Source organism: Tenggerimyces flavus (genome assembly GCF_016907715.1).
GTDB lineage: Bacteria > Actinomycetota > Actinomycetes > Propionibacteriales > Actinopolymorphaceae > Tenggerimyces > Tenggerimyces flavus.
The window spans coordinates 7,501,371-7,520,544 of sequence record NZ_JAFBCM010000001.1 but is presented as its reverse complement, the minus strand read 5'-3'; the positions used below and the strand labels follow the sequence as shown (position 1 = coordinate 7,520,544).

At 68.3% G+C, this 19,174-nt stretch carries 20 protein-coding genes; 5 read left to right on the top strand and 15 right to left on the bottom strand.

The genetic code is table 11. The annotated features are described in order from the left end of the window. Positions 1-3: 3 nt before the first annotated feature. Positions 4-414 (bottom strand): O-methyltransferase, encoded by a 411-nt coding sequence (locus JOD67_RS34990; RefSeq protein WP_205121952.1) that lies wholly within the window; start codon positions 412-414, stop codon positions 4-6. A 78-nt stretch (positions 415-492) separates the two neighbouring features. Beyond that, positions 493-702 (bottom strand): hypothetical protein, encoded by a 210-nt coding sequence (locus JOD67_RS34985; RefSeq protein ID WP_205121951.1) that lies wholly within the window; start codon positions 700-702, stop codon positions 493-495. Positions 703-791: 89 nt separating this feature from the next. Here JOD67_RS34985 and JOD67_RS34980 point away from each other — a divergent pair, with 89 nt between their 5' ends. Continuing rightward, a complete protein-coding gene (locus JOD67_RS34980; RefSeq protein WP_205121950.1) occupies positions 792-3,392 on the top strand; it encodes a glycoside hydrolase family 84 protein in 2,601 nt (866 codons plus the stop codon). 166 nt (positions 3,393-3,558) lie between these two features. Here the strand turns inward: JOD67_RS34980 and JOD67_RS34975 are convergent, their stop codons facing one another. Then, the gene (locus tag JOD67_RS34975; RefSeq protein ID WP_205121949.1) at positions 3,559-4,065 is read right to left on the bottom strand and encodes a hypothetical protein; all 507 of its coding nucleotides are present in this window, start codon (positions 4,063-4,065) and stop codon (positions 3,559-3,561) included. 63 nt (positions 4,066-4,128) lie between these two features. Between JOD67_RS34975 and JOD67_RS34970 the strand changes: the two genes are divergently transcribed. Continuing rightward, positions 4,129-4,737 carry a TetR/AcrR family transcriptional regulator gene (locus tag JOD67_RS34970; RefSeq protein ID WP_205121948.1) on the top strand — a complete coding sequence of 203 codons (609 nt, stop codon included), beginning with the start codon at positions 4,129-4,131 and terminating at the stop codon, positions 4,735-4,737. Positions 4,738-4,834: 97 nt separating this feature from the next. On the opposite strand, the gene JOD67_RS34965 is transcribed toward JOD67_RS34970, so the two are convergent. The 4 genes from JOD67_RS34965 to JOD67_RS34950 all read right to left on the bottom strand — a co-directional run bounded on the left by JOD67_RS34965 (position 4,835) and on the right by JOD67_RS34950 (position 7,882). Continuing rightward, complete coding sequence (locus JOD67_RS34965; RefSeq protein ID WP_205121947.1) at positions 4,835-5,047, bottom strand: hypothetical protein; 213 nt, start codon at positions 5,045-5,047, stop codon at positions 4,835-4,837. Positions 5,048-5,269: 222 nt separating this feature from the next. Beyond that, the gene (locus tag JOD67_RS34960; RefSeq protein ID WP_205121946.1) at positions 5,270-5,464 is read right to left on the bottom strand and encodes a hypothetical protein; all 195 of its coding nucleotides are present in this window, start codon (positions 5,462-5,464) and stop codon (positions 5,270-5,272) included. 49 nt (positions 5,465-5,513) lie between these two features. Continuing rightward, positions 5,514-6,590 (bottom strand): LacI family DNA-binding transcriptional regulator, encoded by a 1,077-nt coding sequence (locus tag JOD67_RS34955; protein ID WP_205121945.1) that lies wholly within the window; start codon positions 6,588-6,590, stop codon positions 5,514-5,516. 68 nt (positions 6,591-6,658) lie between these two features. After that, the gene (locus JOD67_RS34950; protein ID WP_205121944.1) at positions 6,659-7,882 is read right to left on the bottom strand and encodes an MFS transporter; all 1,224 of its coding nucleotides are present in this window, start codon (positions 7,880-7,882) and stop codon (positions 6,659-6,661) included. 50 nt (positions 7,883-7,932) lie between these two features. Here JOD67_RS34950 and JOD67_RS34945 point away from each other — a divergent pair, with 50 nt between their 5' ends. Continuing rightward, positions 7,933-8,313: a MerR family transcriptional regulator gene (locus tag JOD67_RS34945; protein WP_205121943.1), complete on the top strand. Its 381-nt coding sequence runs from the start codon at positions 7,933-7,935 to the stop codon at positions 8,311-8,313. On the opposite strand, the gene JOD67_RS34940 is transcribed toward JOD67_RS34945, so the two are convergent. Then, positions 8,305-8,967 (bottom strand): hypothetical protein, encoded by a 663-nt coding sequence (locus JOD67_RS34940; RefSeq protein ID WP_205121942.1) that lies wholly within the window; start codon positions 8,965-8,967, stop codon positions 8,305-8,307. The two genes, JOD67_RS34945 and JOD67_RS34940, sit on opposite strands and share 9 nt — an antisense overlap. A gap of 343 nt (positions 8,968-9,310) precedes the next feature. On the opposite strand from JOD67_RS34940, the gene JOD67_RS34935 reads away from it, so the two are divergent. Further along, positions 9,311-9,631, top strand: coding sequence for a hypothetical protein (locus JOD67_RS34935; protein WP_205121941.1), 321 nt, complete (start codon positions 9,311-9,313; stop codon positions 9,629-9,631). Beyond that, positions 9,628-9,849 carry a hypothetical protein gene (locus JOD67_RS34930; RefSeq protein ID WP_205121940.1) on the top strand — a complete coding sequence of 74 codons (222 nt, stop codon included), beginning with the start codon at positions 9,628-9,630 and terminating at the stop codon, positions 9,847-9,849. Before JOD67_RS34935 ends, JOD67_RS34930 begins: the two co-directional genes overlap by 4 nt. Before the next feature lie 3 nt (positions 9,850-9,852). Here the strand turns inward: JOD67_RS34930 and JOD67_RS34925 are convergent, their stop codons facing one another. The 7 genes from JOD67_RS34925 to JOD67_RS34895 form a co-directional block, all read right to left on the bottom strand. Continuing rightward, positions 9,853-10,638: a hypothetical protein gene (locus JOD67_RS34925; RefSeq protein WP_205121939.1), complete on the bottom strand. Its 786-nt coding sequence runs from the start codon at positions 10,636-10,638 to the stop codon at positions 9,853-9,855. 90 nt (positions 10,639-10,728) lie between these two features. Further along, on the bottom strand, positions 10,729-12,918 hold the full coding sequence (gene glgB / locus JOD67_RS34920; protein ID WP_205121938.1) for a 1,4-alpha-glucan branching protein GlgB: 2,190 nt from the start codon (positions 12,916-12,918) through the stop codon (positions 10,729-10,731). After that, positions 12,915-14,384 (bottom strand): maltokinase N-terminal cap-like domain-containing protein, encoded by a 1,470-nt coding sequence (locus JOD67_RS34915; RefSeq protein WP_205121937.1) that lies wholly within the window; start codon positions 14,382-14,384, stop codon positions 12,915-12,917. The genes glgB and JOD67_RS34915 overlap by 4 nt, the downstream gene beginning before the upstream one ends. Before the next feature lie 59 nt (positions 14,385-14,443). Next, complete coding sequence (treS, locus tag JOD67_RS34910; protein ID WP_205121936.1) at positions 14,444-16,156, bottom strand: maltose alpha-D-glucosyltransferase; 1,713 nt, start codon at positions 16,154-16,156, stop codon at positions 14,444-14,446. Continuing rightward, positions 16,153-18,237 (bottom strand): alpha-1,4-glucan--maltose-1-phosphate maltosyltransferase, encoded by a 2,085-nt coding sequence (locus tag JOD67_RS34905; protein ID WP_205121935.1) that lies wholly within the window; start codon positions 18,235-18,237, stop codon positions 16,153-16,155. The genes treS and JOD67_RS34905 overlap by 4 nt, the downstream gene beginning before the upstream one ends. Positions 18,238-18,407: 170 nt before the next feature. After that, the gene (locus tag JOD67_RS34900) at positions 18,408-18,812 is read right to left on the bottom strand and encodes a type II toxin-antitoxin system VapC family toxin (protein WP_205121934.1); all 405 of its coding nucleotides are present in this window, start codon (positions 18,810-18,812) and stop codon (positions 18,408-18,410) included. Continuing rightward, a complete protein-coding gene (locus JOD67_RS34895; protein ID WP_205121933.1) occupies positions 18,809-19,018 on the bottom strand; it encodes a hypothetical protein in 210 nt (69 codons plus the stop codon). The genes JOD67_RS34900 and JOD67_RS34895 overlap by 4 nt, the downstream gene beginning before the upstream one ends. Between the last annotated feature and the right edge of the window lie 156 nt (positions 19,019-19,174).

Below are 19,174 nucleotides of genomic sequence, written 5' to 3'. Positions count from 1 at the left end.
AGGCTACCCGCCCTTCACCGCGATCAACTCGCCCTTGCCCACGGCGACGACCGTGGACCGCGGCGACGAGTCGGCCTCGATCCGGGCACTGATGTCGACGACCTCGTCCGGATGCGAGAGCACGTTGTCGACGATCAGTAGACCGCCCGGCCGCAGGACGCGGACCGGGTCCGGCCACCAAGACGCGTACTGCACGCGCTCGGCGTCGAGGAACAACGCGTCCACCGATCCGTCCGCGAGCTCCCGGAGCGCCACGCCGCCGTCGGCGGTCCGCAGCTCGACGATGTCGTCGAGGCCCGCGCGTACGAGGTTCGCGCGCGCCTCGGCCTGGATCACCTCGTCGACATCCACGCTGACCAGCTGCCCGCCGGTCCGCCGCAGGGCTGCGGCGAACCACCTCGCGGTTCGGCTCACAAAGAAGCCCAACTGAACGTCCGTCACCCAGTGACAGACGCGGTGTGGTGAAACTGCAGTGAGCCGAAGCCGCGACAATCAGGATGGCGTGGAGTAGCCGTTCGAGGTGCCGATCTCCACCATCGTGCGGACGTTCGCCGCCTGCAGCATGACCCACAGCAGCTCCGCCGCGTCGGGCTCGAGGTTGCGCCGCCGCTGCAGCCGATCGGGCTGTGCCGCGTCGTACGCGACGCCGTCCGCGTACAGCTCGTCGAGCAACGTCCGGGGGAGCTCGGGAGTCTCGGCCATGGCACGAACCTACCGATGCCACTCCCGGCCACTTCCTTGACGCTGACCGTGCCCGCTGGATGACTGGGCGGCACACCTGAGGGGGCGCCATGTCACGTGTCGTTCGCACCGCTGCCGCCGTCTTCGCCGCCGGCTGCCTGCTGCTGGGGCCGCTCCCCGCCGCGCAAGCCGCGTCCGACGACGTACGCCTCACGCCGGTCGTGGGCCTCGTCCGTGCCGCGGACACCGATCCTGCCGCCGAGCAGGTCGTCCGCGCCGCGCTCACCGCCGCCGGTGTGCGTCGCGTCGTGCTGACCGACGGCCAGCGGCCGCCCACGCATGTGACGGTCTGGCTGGGCGACGGCGATGCCGCGCTCGCCGAGCTCGGCGTTCCGAACGCCGACGGGCTCGCGGCCGAGGGCTTCGTGCTCGCCGCCGGTGGCGAGGACATCGTGCTCGACGGCGTCGACGCGGACGGCACGTTCTATGCGGCGCACGAGCTGCGCACGCTGATCGAGCCGCGCAACGGCCGCCCGCAGGTGCGCGCGGCGACGATCCGCGAGGAGCCGCGGATGCGGTACCGCGGCCTGATCGAGGGCTTCTACGGAACGCCGTGGACGCAGAGCGAGCGGCTCGGGCTGCTCGACTATCTCGGCTCGCACCGGATGAACACCTTCGAGTACGCGCCGAAGGACGACCCGTACCACCGCGAGCTGTGGCGCGATCCGTACCCGGCGGACAAGCTGGCGCAGCTCGGCGCGCTGGTCGACCGGGCGATCGCGAACCACGTCGACTTCACGTTCGCGCTGTCGCCTGGGCTGTCGATCTGCTACACGCTGGAGGCGGATCGCCAAGCGCTGTTGGCGAAGTTCGAGTCGCTGTACGAGCTCGGCGTACGCGCGTTCAACGTTCCGCTCGACGACATCGACTACTCGACCTGGCACTGCGACGCCGACCGCGAGCGCTACGGAACGGGCGGTGGAGCGGCCGGTCGCGCCCAGTCCGAGCTGTTGAACGTCGTCCAGCAATGGGTCGCCGGGAAGGGCGATGAGGCGCCGCTGCAGATGGTGCCGACCGAGTACTACAACGTGACGGAATCCCCGTACAAGAAGGCGATTCGCGACCTGCTCGATCCCGATGTCGTCGTGCACTGGACTGGGACCGCCGTGATCCCGCACGACATCACCCGCGCGCAGGCCGCCCAGGCACGGGCGGTCTTCGGCCACCAGATCCTCGTGTGGGACAACTATCCGGTCAACGACTACATCGCCGGCCGCATCCCGCTCGGTCCGTACACGGGGCGTGAGCCAGGGCTGTCGAACGAGGTCGCCGGCGTGATCTCGAACCCGATGAACCAGCCGGTGCTGAGCACGATCGCCCTGTACTCGTTCGGCGAGTACGGCTGGGACGACGTGTCGTACGACGCCACCGCCTCGTGGGAACGCGCGCTCGCCGAGCGCGCCGGTGGCGATCCCGAGGTGCTCTCGGCGCTACGGACGTTCGCGGATCTCAACTGGTACGAGGGAACGCTGCACCTCGACCGCGCGCCCCAGTTGTCTGCCGAGGTGGCGGCGTTCTGGTCAGCGTGGAACGCCGGCCGCCGCGCGGAGGCCGTGGCGGGACTGCGGCCCGTCGTGCGGGCGCTGGTGGAGGCGCCGGACGTGCTCCGCGGTGCGCTGGCCCCGGATTTCGTCGCCGAGGCGGACGCGTGGCTCTCCGCCACGAAGCTGTGGGCTCGCGCGATGGAGGTCGCTCTCGACGGGCTCGCCGCCGCCGATCCTTCGGCGGCATGGACGCAACGGCAGCTCGCGTCGGGTTTCGTCAAACAGGCAAGAGCATTGCGCGACACTCGCCTGCCGCACGCCAACGTTGCGCCGCTGGTCGGGGACGGCGTGGTCGACACGTTCGTCGCCGAGTCCGCCCGCCGGTTCGACGCGTCGGTGGGCGTCGGCGTCGACCGCGCGGTGGGGACGACCTCGATGGGAACCTACGCCGACAACGTTCCGGCGCGGATGCTGGACGGCAGCCTGGACACGTTCTACTGGAGCGACAACGCGCCGCAGACCGGCGACTCGGTCGGCATCGACCTCGGTCGTGCCCGGCCGATCGGCGGGATCGCGGTACTGATGGGCAAGCCGGGCAGCCCGAGCGACTTCATCGGGAACGGGGTGCTCGAGCACTCGACCAACGGCACCGCGTGGACGGAGCTCGCGCGCGGAACGACCGCCGAGGTCCGCGCCACGGTGCCGGCGGGGACGACAGCGCGGTACGTGCGCTACCGAGCCCTGGCGAACAACGACCCGTACTGGTTGGTGGTCCGCGAGTTCGCGGTCGACGTCCTCGACGCGACCAGGCTCACGGTGTCCGGAACGCCCTTGCCCGCTGCAGGATCCGCGCTGCGTTCGGCGGCGGACGACGACGTCGCCACGTCGTACGTCGCCGCGTCCGCACCGGTCGCGGGCGACGAGCTCGTGGTGACCCTGTCGGCCGCCCGGGAGCTCGACAGCGTGACGATCCTGCAGGAGACCGGCGCCGCCGGATCGGGCGAGGTGTCCGTTCGGCGGGCGGGGGAGTGGGTGCCGATCGGCGCGCTGGGAGGGACGTTCACCGACCTGGCCGCTGGGGGAGAGGCGGACGCTATCCGGATCGCCTGGGCCGCCGGTGGTCCGCCTCCGCGAGTCGCCGAGATCGTACCCCGGTACACCCCGTGACGATCGCGGCGATCATGCGCTCGGCGACGAGCTCGACCTCTGTAGATCAAGCCGCGCTCTACCTGGCGAAGAGGCACTCCACCTGGCGTCTACCCCACGTAAAGGGGCCAATGATCATGTAAACATGATCATTGGCCGCCGGGGCTGTGCCGCCGGGCTGAGCTGGCTACGCCGGCTGAGGGACGAGGTTGCGGGCGTAGAGCAGGCGCAGGGCCTTCACCCATGGCGACCAGCGCAAGGGCCGGGCCGGTGGCTTGCCGGCGACGGTGGCGAGGCGGTCGAAGAGCTGCTCGATGAGCGCGTCGTGCAGCCAGCGGAGGCCGACCTCCCAGGTCAGCCGGTTCCGCAGCCCGCAGTCGTACCCGATCAGGATGTGCCGTACGAGCGTCGTCCCCGGCGTCGGGCCGTCGTGCAGCTCCAGCGCGTGCGTCCCGGGCAGGTCGACGTCGTCGAAGGTGAACTCGATCCGGCTGCCCGGCTGGTGGTCGGTGACGTAGTAGCGGATCGGCCCGTGCCCACCGGCGGAGCCGACCTCGAGGCCGTTGTCGAGCACCATCGGCGGCCAGTGCCGGGACGGCCAGCTCGGGCTGTCCGGTTCGGTGATCCGTTCGAGGAGCTTGCCGAGCTCGGGACGCGGCGCGGCGATGACCCTGGTGTGGACGTTGCTGAACATGCGCCCTCCTCACGCTGACCATACGGTGCCGTATGGTCCGTCCATACGCTAGCGTACGGAGGCATGCCGAAGGAACGTGATGGTGGCCACGCCAAGAAGCCCCGGCTGAGCAAGGACGACTGGACGGCTGCCGCGCTCTCGGCGCTGGGGCGAGGCGGAATCGCCGCTGTCGCGGTCGAGCCGCTGGCCGCCCGGCTAGGGGCGACCAAGGGCAGCGCGTACTGGCACTTCCCGAACCGGGAGGCGTTGCTGCGGGCCACCTTGGAACGGTGGGAGCAGGAGCACACCGAGGCGGTGATCACCGCGGTGGAGGCCGAGTCCGATCCGGAGCGGCGGCTGCGCGCCTTGTTTCACGCGGTATTGAGCCACGTACGCCGCGACGCGGTGGAGCTGGCGTTGCTCTCCTCGGCGGACGATCCGCTGGTGGGACCGGTGCTGGAACGGGTCACCGAGCGGCGTATGAGCTATCTGGCGAAGATGTTCGCCGACCTCGGTTTCAGTCGGGCAGAGGCGCGACGTCGTGCGTCGATCGCGTACACGACGTACCTCGGCCACACCTACCTCGCGCTGACCAGCCCACAGCGGTTGCCGAAATCACGTGCGGCGATGGACTCCTACATCGACAACCTGGCCGTGATCCTCACCACATCGACAACGTCATCGACAACGTAGAAGGGCGCCGAGGTGAGCTAGGTCACCTCGGCGCCCTCGGTCTAGGTAGGTTCGCGCCGATCCCGGGAACGCGAATCCCCTTACGGGTATGGGTAGATCAGGCGGCGGACTTGGACCCCTCGAGCCGGTCGGCAAGGCGGACCAGGCGGGTGCCGGTCTCACGCAGCGACTGGACGAACAGGCCCCGTCGCGGCGCGACCTCCAAGTCGTCCGACATCAGGGCGAAGTCGTCAGACAGTGCAGCGCGGTGCACGATCATCGGCTCCTCCCGTCGAGGGTCGTTGGCGAAGTTCGCGATGGCAGGCCACATGGCAGTTCTCTTTCGTACAGCAGGGTGTTTGATGGATGCGCGCTCGTCGTCGAGCGAAGGACTCGAGGGTGTGCGCCACCTCACAGGCCCGGACCTGTGGCGGCACGCGACGCTCAGTTACACATGTTCCTTCCCTCTCGAGTCACTATCACCATAACCACGGACTCAACTGCTTTCTTCCGGCTCCCGTGAACTCCGCGTAAATAGTGGTGTTACCAAATGTCAGCAGGCAGCAGGGGCGTCGACGCGGTCGGCGATGCGCTGGAGGCGCTGGGCGGTCTCGCGGAGGGACCGGCCGAGCTTCTGCCGGCTGGTCTCCTTCGGCGGCGGAAGTGGGTGCTTGGGCGCGCGCGGCAGGGCCGAGTGGGCGTCCAGCTTGGTGAGGTCGACAGCGAGATTGGCAGCAACGGGCCACATAGTTGGCTCCTAAGGGGATGTTTCGCGTGTGTGTGTTGGAAGAGGTGGTTCAGGACGGGCGCGGCCCGGTGCTGGTCCGTACGACCAGCTCCGTCGGGAGCCGCACCTGACGTTCGGCGATCGTGTCCGGCTCGAGCAGCATCCGCCCGACCATCCGGCCGCGATCGACCATCGGCTGGCGGATCGTGGTGAGCCCGAACTCCGCCGCCTGGGGTACGTCGTCGAAACCGACCACGGAGAGATCTTGTCCGGGCGTGAGCCCCCGTTGTCGAAGTGCGTCGATGACGCCGAACGCGATCACGTCGCTGACGGCGAGGATCGCGGTGGAACGACAGCGCTGGTCGATCAGCTCCTCGACGGCCACCGCTCCGGCCGCCCGGCTGTTGCGTTCCGCGGTGGTGACCATGATGTCGGCGTCGGGGAGTGCCTTGCGGTAACCGCGCAGCCGGAACGTCGACTCTTCGCCGGGCGCGAGGTCGATGACCTGCTGGATGGGCGTCGGACCCTCGAGGTCGAGCGGCGGGAACGGGCGGATCCCGAACCAGCGGTCCATGACGACGCCGATCCGTTCGTGCCCGAGCCGCGCCAGGTGTTCGCCGGCCTTGAACGCGGCCGCCTCGTCGTCGATGCCCACGGACCTGAGGTGGGGGTCCTTCGGCGGATAGGTCGCGACCATCGGCAGGCCGCGGGCGCGGATGATGTCGACGGCCGGGTGGCTTTCGTCGACGCAGTAGAGGCAGAACCCGTCGACGACGGCTTGGCGTACGGCCCGCTCGAGGTCGGCCTCGGGGGTGCCGCCGAGCCCGGTGTCGACCGGGACCAGCAACAGGCTCGTCCCATGGCGTTCGGCGACCTCGGCGAGGCCGGTGAGGAACCCGACCGCGTACGGGTCGGAGAACGCGTAGGGCAGCGACTCGGTGAACAGCAGCCCGATCGCGCCCGTCTTGCCGCTGCGCAGGCTTCGCGCGGCGGCGTCCGGGCCTGCGTAGCCGAGCTTGGTGGCCTCGGCGAGGATCCGTTCGCGCAGCTCCTGGGTGAGCTGGTCGGGCTTGTTGTAGGCGTTGGAGACGGTGCTGCGCGACACCCCGAGGGCGTCGGCGATGGTCTGCAGCGTGACTCTGGGCATCTGAGCACCTCCTTCTTCTGTATCGATCTTCTAGAACGATACAGAGCCTCTCGGAGGCGTGCAAGGGGTCAGCGCAAAATCGATCCAGAAGACCGCCGCCTGACGGCCACGACTCCGGCGACGAGGGCGGCGAGCGCGAGCGTGGCGAGGCCGGAGCCCACCAGAACGCGAGTCGGGTCCTTCGCTGCCTCGGTGAGCGGGCCGCCGAGCGCTGTGCCCACCGGGGTGGCGGTGAGGAGGATCGCCGTCCGGGCGGCGAGGACCGACGTGACCGCTCCCGGCGGGCTGAGCGACTGGGTGACGGTGAGGGAGATCGCGGGGAACGGTCCCCAGACGAGCCCGGCGATCGCGAAGCAGGCGATCTCGGCCGGTGTCGGCAGGCCCAGGCCAAACGGGAGGAGGGCGAGACCCCAGGCGGCGACGATGACAAGCATGGCCGGCCGTCTCGCGTTCTCCCGGACGAGGCTGGCGCCGAGACTGCCGACCACGGCGCCGATACCGAACACGGTCCAGTAGATCCCGAGCAGACCGGCCTGCTCGACGTTCCCGCCGGTGGCGTGGAGGGGGAGCGCGACGTTGACGGGTCCGTACAGCGCGTAGAAGACCCAGGTCATCGCGAGCAGCCCGAGCAGCGCGGGCTGGGCGCGGATGGCACGCCAACCGCCAGGCGCCGTCTTGTCGGGTACGGGTGACTGCTGGCGGCGGTGGCGGTGGAGGGCGACGAACCCCAGCAGCGTGAACGTGAGTGCGTCGAACGCGACCAGCCAGGCGAGGCTGAGCACGTGGGCGAGCAGCCCGGCGATGCTCGGGCCGATGATGATCGAGAGGGACTGGACGGAGGTGACGAGCGCGTTCCCGGTGATGCGCCGGTCGTGGGGAAGGTCGTCGGCGATCAGCGTGAACTTGCCCGCCGAACCCCACGCGTGCAGCACCGACGAGGCCGCGCAGAGGGCGATGAGCCCGGCGGGGGTGAGGTTGCCGGTGGCCCACAGCGCGGCGACGGCGGCGAGCATGGTGGCACGGAGTGCGCTGTCCGCGATCAGGACCGTGGTGGCGCGGAGCCTGCGTAGCCACCTGCCGAGCAGGAGGACGCCGAGCACGCCCGGGAGCGAGTACGCAGCGACGGCGCCGCCGATGACGAGCGCGGCGTCTTGTCCTTCTGCGACGCCGATCGCGACGAGCGGGATGACGACGAGGGACATGCCGTCCCCGAGATCGGACACCCCCATCGCGACGGCGAGCGTCCGGAACGGCCTCGTCGCCAGGACGGTGCGGTAGTCGGAGAGCGGCATGGGCTGAGAATGGTGCTTGAAGCGTGCTTCAAGTCAACCGAGGCAGGGCCATGAGACAGCTGGACATCGCCGAGGTCGCGTCGCGTACCGGCCTCCGTCCGTCGACGTTGCGCTACTACGAGCGCATCGGCCTGCTCCCGGTCGCCGACCAGGTGGCCGGCCGCCGCGTCTACCCGCCGACGGTGCTGCGCCGGTTGGCGCTGATCCGGATGACCCAGCGGGCCGGCTTCACGCTGCGCGAGATCGGCGCGTTCCTCGCCAGCGACACGACGCCCGGCACCACCCGCCGCTGGCGGGCGCTGGCCGAACGGAAGCTGCCCGAGCTCGACCGCCACATCGCCGAATTCCAGCAGCTCCGTACTGCAGTGGCGGACTGTCTGGCCTGTGGGTGCATGAGTTTCGAGACCTGTGAGCTGCTCAGCTCATCCTGAGTCGGGCCGCTCCAGCTTCGCGTCCAGGAACGCGAGCGTCACATCCGAACATCCCGGCTTCGTGCTGTTGTCGGCCTCGGCAACAATCGTCATCGTGTAGATCCCATCCAGCGGCACGTCGACATCGGTGAGCCCGTCCGTGGTGGCGGGGAATCTCTTGAGCAGCTTGCTCGCGCCGTTCCCCTCGTAGACGGCGAGGTAGGCGAGGCCGTCGGTGAACGACTCGTCGGTGAGGCCGATCCTGCCCACGAGCCGCGCGACGTCGCCCTCCCAGGTCCACGTCGATCGATCGAGATCGCCGGCCCCGCATGGTGACAGGGCGGTGTGCACGGTGTCCGGATAGGTGACGCCGTCGATTTTCACCACGCCGGTGCCGAACTCCCCGCCGCTACCTCTCAGATCGGCGAGCATCATCGATCCAATGCCGGGGTCCGTCACCTCATCCACGAGGGGTGCGTCGCCGGGGACGGTGACCGTGACCGTGGGTGCGGGTAGCGGTGGTGCGGTGACCGTCGTGGTCACCGTCACGGTTCGGTCGGGAAGTGGGCCGACGACGACGTGGAAGTTGTCGGTCTTGGCGCCGACGATCCCCGCCACGACGCTGGCAACTCCGGTGATGACGGCAGCAACGATGATGCCGGTTCGCTTACTCATCGAGATCCCCCTCTGGTGCGATGGCAAGACGATAGGGCGACCAGCGGAAATGCGTTGCCGGGTTTACCAAACCGCGACCAATTCGTAGAGAGACTCGGCTGTCTCCCTATACAGGGTTCGACTTCGGGTGAATATCGAACTCGACCCGTCCGCCGCTGCTATACCGGTACGGCGAGCCTGCGGCGGGGCTCATTGGGGGTGAAGGACGGCCGGTTGCGCATTTCTCGTACCGGCCTTCGTTGAGCGTCATAGGGAGAGTCGTTCGTCTCCCTATGACGCTCACACGTCGAAATGAATTCGGCAAGAGCGTGCTCGGCATGGGCGCGCAAGGGGAGGGAATTCCATGACTCAACAACCAGCACCGCAACAGCCAGCGCCTCAACACCCGGCGCCGCAACCGCCAGGACCGAGCGCGCTGGACCATGCGAAGCGGATCGGGGCCGCGATCCTCTGGAGCTTCTTGGCCGGGACCGGAGTCGTCATGATGTTCAGCGGTGAAGGCCTCCAGTACGGCGCGCTGGGAGCGCTGTTCGGTCTGTACGCGGTCTATCTCTGGCGCGGCGGCACGTTCGTGATCGTGCTGCTGCCCATGTGGATCTGGGCACCCCTCGCGGCGATCGGTGCGGTTCGACGCCTGGCGCGAAGGAGTCACCGGTCCTCATGAGTCGAATTCTCGGAAATCCCTTGTTCCGCAAGGCAGACCTCCTGTCGGACGTCGCCGAACGCTACGAGGAGAGAGATCTCAGCGCCGACGCGGCCGCACTCGAACGCATTGCCGACGCCGACTCGACGAACGGGAACGAGCTCCGGAACGCGACGATGGGAATCGCCGACCTGTGCGGTCATCCGCTCGGTTTCAACCGGATCTTCGGCACCCGCTAAGCCTTACATTGCCAATCTGGCGCGTTCCGCCGCGGCGTCGAGGGCCGATCGCGCGGACTGGCCGGATTCGTCGACATCGATGACGCCGAGACAGAAAGCGATCACGGTGTCGGCGAAAAGGCTGGCGCCCTGCCACCTGGTCGGCTGGAACTCCTCGGGCTGGATGCGGTATCGGAAAAGGAAGCCCTCGACGATGCCATGGATCGACAGGGCGAAGCGTTCGACGGTCCATCCTGGCCGCAGCGACAGGCCGAGATCGACCAGCAGGCGGTAGTAGCCTCCGAACCACTCATGGGTCCCGCGGAGCGTCGGTGCCACCCGTTCACGGACGTCGGCATGGTGTTCCAGCAGCGGTCCGACGTGCGCCATCAGGAAGCTCCGCGGGTCTCGGAGGAGCCGCTCGAGATAGGGGTCAGCAAGCTGGATGATCCCGGCGGACAGCGACCCCGTCCGGGGCATCCGGTCCAGCTGACTGGGATCGAGCACCTGCTCGACTCGCCGATCCTTGAACAGCAAGGCGTACACCAGCGCGTCTTTGACGAACTCCTCCTTCGTCTGCCAGCGGTTGAAGAACGCCTTCCGGCTCAGCCCCGCCTTGCCGCTCTCCACGGCGAGCCGGATCACGTCCTCCGTACGGAGCCACTCCAGCGTCGCCGGGAAGTGGATCGACCGCAGTCGCGCCGGCCGGGCACCGCCCGAGGGCGCCAGGTACGCGTCCATGAGCTCACCCGCGTGAGCCAGGAACTGCTCCGCCACCGCATCGTCCGGCCGCGGTGTTGCCCTGGGCACCATTGCCCCCTCTACGCCGTCCGCCCGCCCTGTATCGCAACGGACAGCGTGCCACCAATCACGTCCGGTGACAGGCGAACGGCGAAAGCCTCAAGGCGTGTAGCGCAGCCAGACCGTGCCCAACGGCGGCAACACCAGCCGAGCCGACGCCGGGCGGCCGTGCCACTCGGTCGGCGCCGCCTCGACCGCGCCGCCGTTGTCCACGCCCGAGCCGGCGTAGCGCGAGGAGTCGGTGTTGATCACCTCGTGCCACGTTCCCGCGAACGGCAGCCCCACGCGATAGTCCTCGTGCGGCAGCGCGGCGAAGTTCGCCACGCACGCCAGCGCCTCCGTCCCCGAAGGATCGAAGCGCAGGAACGAGAATACGTTGTTCGACGCGTCGTTGGCGTCGATCCACGCGAACCCCTCCGGCGACGAGTCACCGGTCCACAGCGAAGGCGACGCCCGATACACCGCGTTCAGGTCGCGTACGAGGTCGTACGCACCCCGGTGATCCGGCAGGTCCAGCAACCACCAGTCCAGCTCCCGCGACTCCGCCCACTCCGACTCCTGGGCGAACTCCGAACCCATGAAGAGCAGCTGCTTCCCCGGATGCGCGAACATGAACGCCAGGTACGCCCGCAGGTTCGCCAGCTGCCGCCACCGGTCGCCCGGCATCTTCCGCAGCAACGAGCCCTTGCCGTGCACCACCTCGTCATGCGAGATCGGCAGCATGTAGTTCTCGGAGTACGCGTACATCATCGAGAACGTCATCTGGTGATGGTGATACTGCCGGTGGATCGGGTCCCGGCTCAGGTACGCGAGCGAGTCGTGCATCCAGCCCATGTTCCACTTGAAGCCGAAGCCGAGCCCGCCCAGATGCGCTGGCCGCGTCACGCCCGGCCACGCCGTGGACTCCTCAGCCACTGTGATGATTCCGGGCACGCGCCGGTAGCAGGTCGCGTTCATCTCCTGCAGGAACGCCACCGCGTCGAGGTTCTCGCGGCCGCCGTACTCGTTCGGCGTCCACTCGCCCTCGCGCCGCGAGTAGTCGAGGTACAGCATCGACGCCACCGCGTCCACGCGCAGCCCGTCGATGTGGAACTCTTCCAACCAGAACAGGGCGTTCGCGACCAGGAAGTTCCGCACCTCGGTACGTCCGAAGTCGAACACCAGCGTGCCCCAGTCCGGGTGCTCGCCGCGCCGCGGATCCGCGTGCTCGTACAACGGCGTCCCGTCGAACCGGGCCAGCGCCCACTCGTCCTTCGGGAAGTGCGCCGGCACCCAGTCGACCATCACACCGATGCCCGCCTGGTGCAAAGCGTCAACCAGGTAACGGAAATCGTCCGGGTCGCCGTGTCGTGCGGTCGGCGCGAAGTACGACGACACCTGGTAGCCCCACGAGCCGCCGAACGGGTGCTCCATCACCGGCAGCAGCTCGACATGGGTGAAGCCCAGCTCCTGAACGTACGGCACCAACTCGTCGGCGAGCTCGCGGTACGTACGACCGCGCCGCCACGAGCCGAGATGGACCTCGTACACCGACATCGGCTCGGAGTGCGGAGCCGTGGCGCTCCGTTTCTCCAACCAGGACGAGTCGTTCCACGTGTACGACGAGTCGAAGACCACCGACGCGGTGGCCGGGGGAGTCTCGGCGTAGAACGCCATCGGGTCGGCCTTCTGCCGCCACGCGCCGTCGCCGCCGAGGATCTCGAACTTGTACCGAGCACCCTGGCCGACGTCCGGAACGAAGATCTCCCACACGCCGCTGGAGCCCATCGAGCGCATCGGGTTGCCGCGCCCGTCCCAGTGGTTGAAATCGCCAACCAGCCGTACTCCTTGGGCATTCGGCGCCCACACCGCGAACGACGTGCCCGTCACCGGCCCGGACAGCGTGTCGTACCGCCGCACGTGCGAGCCGAGAACGCGCCACAGCTGCTCGTGCCGGCCCTCGCCGATCAGGTGCAGGTCGATCTCGCCGAGCGTCGGCAGGAACCGGTACGGATCGTCCGTCGCCACCACATGCCCACCGGGGTAGGCGATCTCCAGCCGATAGTCCGGCACGGCACTGCCCGGAACCGCACCGAGCCACACACCTTCGTACTCGTGCGCGAGGTCGACCCGCGTCGGCCCGAGCACGACCGTGACCCGCTCCGCCATCGGCCGCAGCACGCGGATCTCGACGGCGTCGCCCACCACGTGCGGCCCGAGCAGGTCGTGCGGGTTGTGGTGGCTGCCGCCGATGAGCCGCGCGAGCTCGTCGCGACGAGCGAGGTTCTGCGTCTCGGTCGTGTCGGTCATGTCGCCTCCTGATCCACGCCCGCCAGCCGACGCACGGCAGCGAGCGGGATCTTCACCCAGTCCGGGCGGGTTCGCGACTCGTACACGACCTCGTACACCGCCTTGTCGGTCTCGTACGCACGCATCAGCACGGCCTGGTCGCGCAGATCGGCACCCGCCACCGACGCGTACCCCTCGCAGAACGCCGCCCGGTTGCGGTCCGACCACTCCTGCGCCCGGTACTCCAGCTGCCCGTGGTCCTCCGACCCCGGACCGCGCAGCGCGTCGGGGCGCTCGGTGCCGGTCAGCAGGTGCTGAGCCGCGTAGTCGAACGAGCGCAGCATGCCGGCGACGTCGCGGACGGGGGAGTCGAGCGCGTCGCGCTCGGCGAACGCCCGGGCCGGCTCGCCTTCGAAGTCGATCAGCCGCCAGCCGGCGACCGTCCGCATCGTCTGCCCGAGATGCAGGTCGCCGTGAATCCGCTGCACAGGAACGGGATCCGGGTAGTTCGCCAGGTCGTCGTACGCCGACCGCAACGCCTCGTGGTACGCCGCGAGCTCCGGCACCAGCGATGTCGCGAGGTCGAGCCGCCCGTACATGCCGTGCGTGACCTTCGCGAGCTCGATCGGCCCCCACACCGCCGTCTGCAGCAGCCGCGCGAGGTCGGTGTGCACCTCCGCGGTGGTCGCGCCGAGCCGGTACGACTCCGCCGCGAAGTCGCCGCCGACCTCGTCCGCGTGCAGGTCGGCCTCGGCGTACAGGTCGCGCACGCTGGTGATCGCGAGCTCCCAGCCGTCGGTCGCCGTACGGAAGAAGTCGCTGAACATGCCGAGGTCGCCGCGGTCGACCTTCGCGCCGCCGTCGCCGACCGGCCACTCGGCCTCGAGCCAGCCGAACAGCCTGGCCACGTTGCGTCCGCCGCCGCTGGCGAAGGCCTCGTGCACGACGATGTCGGGGTTGCGGCCGTGGTGCACGCGCCGGAACACCTTGAGCAGCGCGGCCTCGTCGAACACCAGCGACGTGTTGCTCTGCTCGGCCGTCAGCACCAGCGACTGCTCGTCACCGGAGATCCCGACGTCGCCCGTACGGTGGAACGAGAAGTCCTCCTCGGCCCGCTCGTCGAGCAGCCCGCGCAGCCAGTACGACGTCGCCTCCTTGTCGTGCAACGCGTCGTACGCCCACACCGTCGCGTCCAGCTCGGGGTGCTCCCACTCGCCGACGAAGGCGTGCGCGAGCGACTCCGATGCCGGCCGGTCCCGGTACGCCAGCGGCAGCTGGTAGACGTCGGTCCTGCCGCCCTCGTCACCCTCGCCCGTCTCGTACCGCAGCGTGACGAGCTCGACGCGCACGGCAGGCCAAACCCCTGGTGGAGAAAGCCATTCCAGCGGATGGATCCCCTCGATGGTGAAGGTCCTACCCTTGCCCGCGAACCATCTCTGCCGTTCGAGGAAGTCGTGGATTCCGGCCTGCTGGTTAGGTCTCACCATGTAAGTCCTTCCCTCGAACGTCCCTGCATCGTTCAGACCCCTCGCCCGCGCCCTACGCCCTAGCTCAACCCACCCACTCCTGGCTCGGGCGGCGGTTGTGGCAGCCGGAACCAGTAGAAGCCGTGTCCGCCGAGCGTGAGCAGGTACGGCAACTCACCGATCCTCGGGAACCGGACGCCGCCGAGCAGCTCGATCGGCTCGACCAGCTCCCACCTGCGCAGGTCCAGCTCCACCGGCTGCGGGAACCGCGACAGGTTGTTGATACAGAGCACGATGTCGTCGCCCAGCTCGCGGACGAACGACAGCACGCTCGGGTTGCTGCCACCCAGGTCGGTGAACGTCCCCGCGCCGAACGCCGGGTTCTGCTTGCGAACCCAGATCATCCGGCGGACCCAGTGCAGCAGCGAGGAGCTGTTCTGCAGCTCCGCTTCGACGTTCACCGCCTGGTAGCCGTAGATCGAGTCCATGATGATCGGCAGCGAGAGCTTGCCCGGGTCGCTGGAGGAGAAACCCGCGTTCCGGTCGGGCGTCCACTGCATCGGCGTCCGGACCCCATCGCGGTCGCCGAGCCAGATGTTGTCGCCCATGCCGATCTCGTCGCCGTAGTAGAGGACCGGCGAGCCCGGCAACGACAGCAGGAGCGCGGTGAACAGCTCCATCTGGTTCATGTCGTTCTCGAGCAGCGGCGCGAGGCGGCGGCGGATGCCGATGTTCGCCTTCATGCGGGGGTCCTTGGCGTACTCGCCCCACATGTAGTCGCGCTCTTCGTCGGTCACCATCTCGAGCGTGAGCTCGTCGTGGTTGCGCAGGAAGATGCCCCACTGGCAGCGATCCGGGATCTTCGGCGTCTGCGCCATGATCTCCGAGATCGGGTAGCGCGACTCGCGGCGTACGGCCATGAAGATGCGCGGCATCACCGGGAAGTGGAACGCCATCTGGCACTCGTCGCCGCCGTTGCCGAAGTCGCCGAAGTACTCCACGACGTCGGCCGGCCACTGGTTGGCCTCGCACAGCAGCAGCGTGTCGGGGTAGGCGTCGTCGACCTCCTTGCGGACGCGACGCAGGAACTCGTGCGTACGCGGGAGGTTCTCGCAGTTGGTGCCCTCCTCCTCGAACAGGTAGGGCACCGCGTCGAGGCGGAACCCGTCGATGCCGAGGTCGAGCCAGTAGCGCAGTGCGGCGAGGATCGACTCCTGCACGCGCGGGTTCTCGAAGTTGAGGTCCGGCTGGTGGGAGAAGAACCGGTGCCAGAAGTACTGCCGGCGGACCGGGTCGAACGTCCAGTTGCTGGTCTCGGTGTCGACGAAGATGATCCGCGCGTCGGCGTACTTCTCGTCGGTGTCGGACCACACGTAGAAGTCGCCGTACGGGCCGTCCGGGTCGTTGCGCGACTCCTGGAACCAGGGGTGCTGGTCGGACGTGTGGTTCATGACGAAGTCGATGATCACGCGGATGCCGCGGTCGTGTGCCGCGTCGACGAACTCGATGAAGTCCGCGGCGTTGCCGACGTCCTCGGCGATCTCGGTGTAGTCAGCGACGTCGTACCCGCCGTCACGCAACGGCGAGGTGAAGAACGGCGGCAGCCAGACACAGTCGATGCCCAACCACTGCAGGTAGTCGAGCTTGTCCTTGAGGCCCCTGAGGTCGCCGACCCCGTCGGAGTTGCTGTCCGCGAACGAGCGGACGAGCACCTCGTAGAAGACGGCGTGCTTGTACCACTCGGGATCTCTGCCGAGGACGATCGTCCCTTCGGTCTTGGTTGTTTCGGTCATGCGCTACCCCGCCGAACTGTGAGGATGTGGGCCGGCTCGTACCCAGGGTCGAGCCGAACGTAGTTGTGCTGGCCCCAGCGCCAGGTGTCTCCGGTCAGCTCGTCGACAACGACGAACTGGTCGTGCCAGTCCATGCCGAGGTCCGGCATGTTCAACGACACAGTCGACTCACGGGTCCCGTGGGGGTCGAGGTTGAGCACGACGAGCACGGTGTCGTCCCGTCCGTCGGGCAGCTGCTCGCGTTTGGAGAAGACGAGCATGCTGTCGTCCGGAATGTAGTGGAATCGGAGGTTTCTGAGGCGTTGCAGCGCCGGGTGTCGTCGGCGGATCTCGTTCAGCTTGGTGAGGTACGGCGCGAGCGACTGGCCCTCCTTGGCGCCGCCCGGCTCGTACGCCGCCCAGTCGCGTGGGCGGTACTGGTACTTCTCGGAGTCGAGGTACTCCTCGCTGCCCGGTCGCACGGCGACGTGCTCGTACAGCTCGAAGCCGGAGTAGACGCCGTACGTGGGGGAGGTGGTCGCGGCGAGCGCGGCGCGGATCTTGAACGCGGCCGGGCCGCCGTACTGCAGGTACGCGGTGAGGATGTCCTGGGTGTTGGTGAAGAAGTTGGGCCGGAGGAAGTGGCTCGTGTCGTTGACGAGTTCGGTGAGGTACTCCTCGATCTCCGGCTTGGTGTTGCGCCAGGTGAAGTACGTGTACGACTGGTGGAAGCCGACCTTCGCGAGCGTGTGCATCATCGGAGGCTTGGTGAACGCCTCGCTCAGGAAGAGAACGTCGGGGTCGGTGCGGCGCACCTTGGCGAGCAGCCACTCCCAGAACTCGACCGGCTTCGTGTGCGGGTTGTCGACGCGGAAGATGCGGACGCCGTGCTCGATCCAGTGGTAGATGACGCGCAGGATCTCGGAGTAGATGCCGGCGGGATCGTTGTCGAAGTTCAGCGGGTAGATGTCCTGGTACTTCTTCGGCGGGTTCTCCGCGTACGCGATCGTGCCGTCTGCCCTGGTCGTGAACCACTCGGGGTGCGCCTTCGCCCAGGGGTGGTCGGGGCTCGCCTGCAGCGCGATGTCGAGGGCGATCTCCATTCCGAGCTCGTTCGCCCTCGTCACGAACGCGTCGAAGTCCGCGATCGTGCCGAGGTCGGGGTGGACGGCGTCGTGGCCGCCGTCCTCCGAGCCGATGCCCCAGGGCGTTCCGGGGTCGTCGTGGCCGGCCTCGGTGCTGTTGTTGCGCCCCTTGCGGTTGGTCGTGCCGATCGGGTGGACGGGCGGGATGTAGACGACGTCGAAGCCCATGTTCGCGATGGCGGGGAGGCGTTCGGCGGCGTCCTTGAACGTGCCGGAGACCCAGCGGCCCTGGTCCTCGTCGTAGTAGGCGCCCTCGGAACGGGGGAAGAACTCGTACCAGCTGCCATAGAGGGCGCGATCGCGGTCGACCCAGAGGGAGTACTGCTCGCTGCCGGTGACCAGCTCGCGGAGCGGGAACTGGTCGAGCACGTGGTGGATCTCGGGGGTGGTCGCCGCGGCGAGACGTACCTCCGCCGGTCGTGACTTGTCTTTGAGTGCCTTGATCGCGTCCCGGATCACCTGGCGCTCTTCGGCCTTGCCGCGCGGGAGATTCCTGGCGGCGGCCTCGAGGACGTACGTTCCCTCGACCAGCATGAGGTCGACGTCGACGCCGGCCGGGATCTTCAGCTCGGCGGCATGCCGCCAGGTGGCGACGGGGTCGGACCAGGCCTCGACCTGGAACGTCCATGCGCCTTCGGCGTTCGGTCTGATCTCGGCGGTCCAGATGCCGAGCCCGGGCTCCTGCAGGGTCATCGGGATCCAGCCGAGCGTCTGCCTGCCGGGGCCTCTTGCGACGACGTTCGCACCGAGGGCGTCGTGGCCCTCGCGGAAGACCGTCGCTGTGACGGTGAACGACTCGCCGACGACGGCCTTGGCGGGATACTGCCCACAGTTGACGACAGGCTGGATGTCGACGATCGGGATGCGCCCGATGCCCCCTTGGGCAGGCGCCAGATTGGCCGGTCGCGCGAGCGGAACCGGGCGGGCGGCGGCGTTCTTCGCGGTCGGCTTCGTCATGTGCGGCCCTGGACGTCGTGGGTTGACGGTCGTGGTGAAGCAAGCGTTGCCGTGCGTTGACGAACTCGGCTCAGCGCGTACAGCGTGAACTTATCCAGTCTGGTCGCTGAGTACTCATCGTGGGCCAAGTTCGGAACAGCCAGTGATGCGATATAGCTACGGAAGCAGCGTCAGCGCGGTGGCGTGAGCGGGACGAACCACGCGGAATGTCGCCGATCCAGCGTCGCGATCTCCGTGGTGCCGAGGCGCTCGGCCAGGGCGACGACCGACGCGTCGGTCGTGCCGAGCGGAAGGTCGGCATAGGTCACGACGAGTTCGGCCATCCGGGCGTAGTCGACGGATGTCAGCGCGATGGGTGCGAAGTCACCCTCGGCCATCGAGGTGAGGAACATCGCCTCGACGCGGGGACCTGCTTCCCGGCAGAGGAGATAGCCGACCTCTGCCACGACTGTCGCTGGCACCACGAGGTCGTGTCCAGCGAGGTGCGCTCCGGTGAAGAGATCGACGCATGCTCGATGGTGGTCGTCATTGGAGAGCGCCGCCGCGACAAGCTGGCCGGTGTCGCAAACGATCACTCAGCTCGGCCGAACCCATCGGCGAGCAGGTCCTTCGACCGACCGGCCACGTCGGTCCTGGTCGCCTTCGCCGCACCGAACCAGGCGGGTGGCCAGGGACGTTCGACCGAGCGCAGCTGCTCGCGGACCTCGGCAAGCGTCATCGACACCTGGTCGTCGGTCAACTCCTCGACCAGGCGTCTCAGCTCGTCTCTCTCGCCAGCCACGCTGTCGATTCTAACGGCCAGGGCCATGAGATCATCGTAGACGAATCGGCGGAGTCGGCGATTGCGCTGCCCTCAGCCTGTGGATGACCGGCGGACTGCGCAGGAGCGCTCGCGTTGGCGTTCGATTGAAAGACTTTGCTCGCTCTGCAAGACGAG